3 protein-coding genes are annotated in these 3,149 nt (G+C 59.4%); 2 read left to right on the forward strand and 1 reads right to left on the reverse strand.

What is annotated here, in order from left to right:
* Positions 1-281: 281 nt before the first annotated feature.
* The gene (locus tag KSY82_RS10095) at positions 282-761 is read left to right on the forward strand and encodes a PTS sugar transporter subunit IIB (RefSeq protein WP_217751110.1); all 480 of its coding nucleotides are present in this window, start codon (positions 282-284) and stop codon (positions 759-761) included.
* Positions 762-845: 84 nt separating this feature from the next.
* Here the strand turns inward: KSY82_RS10095 and KSY82_RS10100 are convergent, their stop codons facing one another.
* A complete protein-coding gene (locus KSY82_RS10100; RefSeq protein WP_217751111.1) occupies positions 846-1,898 on the reverse strand; it encodes an aldose epimerase family protein in 1,053 nt (350 codons plus the stop codon).
* Positions 1,899-2,103: 205 nt separating this feature from the next.
* Between KSY82_RS10100 and KSY82_RS10105 the strand changes: the two genes are divergently transcribed.
* Positions 2,104-2,868 (forward strand): DeoR/GlpR family DNA-binding transcription regulator, encoded by a 765-nt coding sequence (locus KSY82_RS10105; RefSeq protein WP_368042062.1) that lies wholly within the window; start codon positions 2,104-2,106, stop codon positions 2,866-2,868.
* Positions 2,869-3,149: the final 281 nt, after the last annotated feature.

The following is a 3,149-nucleotide window of genomic DNA, read 5'->3' on the forward strand; positions in this document are numbered from 1 at the left end:
AAACGGAATAGACGGACCGGCCGTCCGGCTGAGTCTGGGAAGAGGTGCCGGGCGGCGGGCGGAGCATGGCCACCGGACCCATCGAAACACATCTCCACCGTTCCATCAACTGGGAAAACGGCGCCCCCGGACCCCAGGAGGGGCCTCGGGGGCGTTCGGCTAGCTGCGGGAACGGCCTGTCCGCCTAATGTGTTCGGCTGAGATCGGAAATCAACCTAAATGCACTAATATTGGAGACGTGATGTCTCGCTCTTACGAGTCTCAAACAGAATGGGACTGCCATGGCTCAACCCAAGATTCTTCTCACGCGTATCGATGACCGTTTCATTTACGGGCAAGACGTTGAGCTGTGGAACGAAGCCGTGGGTTCCAACCTTGTTTTAATCGTCAACGATGAGATCGCGGCGGATTCGCGCCAATGGGCACCCATGAGGGCGGCGGCGCCAGAAGGCGTTTGGACGCGGTTTTTCTCGGTGCAAAGGACCATCGACATCATTCATACCGCAACGCCGCGCCAATGGATTCTGATCATGGTAGACTCACCCGTCGATGCGCTCACGCTGGTTAAGGGCGGTGTGCCGATCACCAAAATCAACATTGGCCATATGCAGGCAGGGGAGGGCAAGCGCCCCATAACGCCCGCGGTTGCCGTGAGCGACGCAGACGTTGCTGCCCTCAAAGAACTGCAGGCGCTCGGCATAGAGCTAGAAATCCGCTATCTCCCCAGCTCCAATCCCGACCCCATCCAACTAGTCATTTAAGAACGTCCCCAATGACTAGGTAGCAAAGCGCCCGTCGGCGGTGGTGCCGGCGGGCGCTGCTGTGCGATATATTGCGTTATGGGCTTAGTGCCTCATAAAGTGGTACTCGATCACATTACTGTAGGGGTGACCCGGGCCCACAAGGCCTTGCGGGAACAACGGCTGGTGCGGCGTGTCGGGGTACATCTCGGCCTCGAGGGCAAAGCCGGCGCCCCAACCATAGTTAGCATCGTCCTTGGCGTGCTCGTCGCCCAGCCAGTTGCCGGTGTAGAGCTGCACGCCCGGGGCGGTGGTGTAGTAGTCCAGCTCACGACCGGTCCACATCTCCTCGACGTGCATCGCGCGGCGCAGATTACGGCCGTACTGATAGCCATCGATGCACAGACAGTGATCGTAGCCACGGGCCTGCTTAATCTGCGGGTCATCGGCTTCCATGCCAGGAGCGACAGGGCGCAGCTCGCGGAAGTCAAACGGCGTGCCCTCGACCGGAGCAATCTCGCCGGTGGGGATGTTCTGCTCGTTGATGGGCAGGTAGTGGGCAGCGTTGGCAACAAAGAAGTGCTCACAGTCCATGCCGGCGTTATGACCGGCAAGGTTAAAGTACGTGTGGTTGGTCATGGACACGTAGGTGGCGCGGTCGCTCTCGCAGCCGTACTCGATGCGGAAGACGCCGGTGCGCGTCACGGTAAACACGGCCGTAAAGGTGCGGTTGCCGGGCAGGCCCAGCTCACCATCCTCAAGCGAGGTGGTCATGCGCACGGCATTGTGGACCTCGTCGAGCTCAACGTCCCACACGCGCTTGTGCAGGCCGTGCTCAAGATCGCTGTGCAGGTTGTTGACGTCTTCGTTGGCCGGCATATGCCGGTCCGTGCCGGCGATGGTGATCGTGGCGCCCGCGGTACGGTTGGCCACAGGCCCGATGGTCGCGCCAAAGCAGGCGGGGTTGTCAAAGTAATCCTCGAGCTTATCGAAGCCCAGAACCACATCGCGCACGTTGCCGGGAATGTCGGGCACATCGATACCCAGCACGGTGGCGCCATAGTCCATAATGCGAACGCAGATCTCGGGCCCGTTGAGGGTGTAGCGATGAACGGGGGTACCGCACGGCGCGGTGCCGAAAAGCTCGGAAGTGATCATTTGGTTCCTAACATCGAGGTATTTCGGACAAACTGTAGCGCGAACAGGCGAGATTATCACTACACCCCACTAAAGCAGGGGGTATTTTTCTCAAAAAAGTGATGATTGGAGCTGTGCGGGCGTTCATTTCTGACGCGCGCGAGTCTGATACAATTTGTTCGTTATTGTTTGAATTGACGTGAGCGTGGAACAGCGAGGACTCATCGTGATTAAAGCGGAGCGACAGGATAAGGTTCGTCAGCTGCTCGAGGAGCAGGGCACGGTCTCGGTCAAGGAGATTTCGGATGCGTTGGGCGTCTCGGATATGACGATCCGCCGCGATCTTGAGGAGCTTGCGAGCCTAGGCGAGATCGAGCGCGTGCACGGCGGAGCCCGTAGTGCGCAGGGCCGTCCCCACGCTATGCTGCGCCATGAGTACTCGCACAGCGAAAAGCGCACCAAGCATGCCGAGGAAAAGCTGCAGATTGCGCGCCGTGCTGTGGAGCTTATCGAGGAAGGCTCGACCATCTTTTTGGGCCCGGGCACCACGGTTGAGCAGATGGCCTCGATGCTGCCGGCGTTTCGCCTGCGCATTGTGACCAATTCGCTTTCGGTGTTTAATCTGCTCGAGGCGCGCGAAGACTGCGACCTGTGCCTCGTGGGCGGCATGTACCGTCGCCGCACCGCCGCTTTTGTGGGACCAACGGCCGAGGATGCCCTGCGTGCGTTGGGCATCGACGCGGCGTTTATCGGCGCCAACGGCATTCTGGACGGCGACGTGTCCACGTCCAACATGGAAGAGGGCCGCATCCAGCAGCTCGCCTTTAGCAAGGCAGACTCGCGCTATCTGATCGCCGATTCCAGCAAGATCGGCAAGCGCGACTTCTACACCTTCTGCCGCCTGGACAATTTGGACGCCGTGGTGTGCGAGCCGGGTATTACCGCCGAGGACCGCACTGCCATCGAGGAGCACACGCAGGTCATTTGCTAGCTAGCGCTACGGGATTGCCAACGGGCGATGCAGGAGGACTTTTACCTCCTGTCATTGTGGAAACCAGCGCGTTAGCGCTACGCGATATGACGCGCAAATGAGGACTCCACTATCAAATTGTCTCAACCTGTGATATCTAGGCGGCCAAAAGCGAGTCAGATGTTACAGATCGAGATTTTTGGCTCGGCCTATTCCGTTTGTCTCGATCTGTAACAGCTAGGACCGAGGTAGTGTCGAGAAAGTTGGTGTAGAGCCCGATCCGAAGCGAGTCGGCCCGGCGT

The sequence above is a fragment of the Collinsella aerofaciens genome (assembly GCF_019131995.1).
Lineage (GTDB): Bacteria > Actinomycetota > Coriobacteriia > Coriobacteriales > Coriobacteriaceae > Collinsella > Collinsella aerofaciens_S.

What these genes read in the sequence shown, in the direction of transcription:
- KSY82_RS10095 (WP_217751110.1), top strand. Translation starts at nt 282, where the DNA reads ATGGCTCAACCCAAGATTCTTCTCACGCGTATCGATGACCGTTTCATT.
- KSY82_RS10100 (WP_217751111.1), bottom strand. Translation starts at nt 1,898, where the DNA reads ATGATCACTTCCGAGCTTTTCGGCACCGCGCCGTGCGGTACCCCCGTT.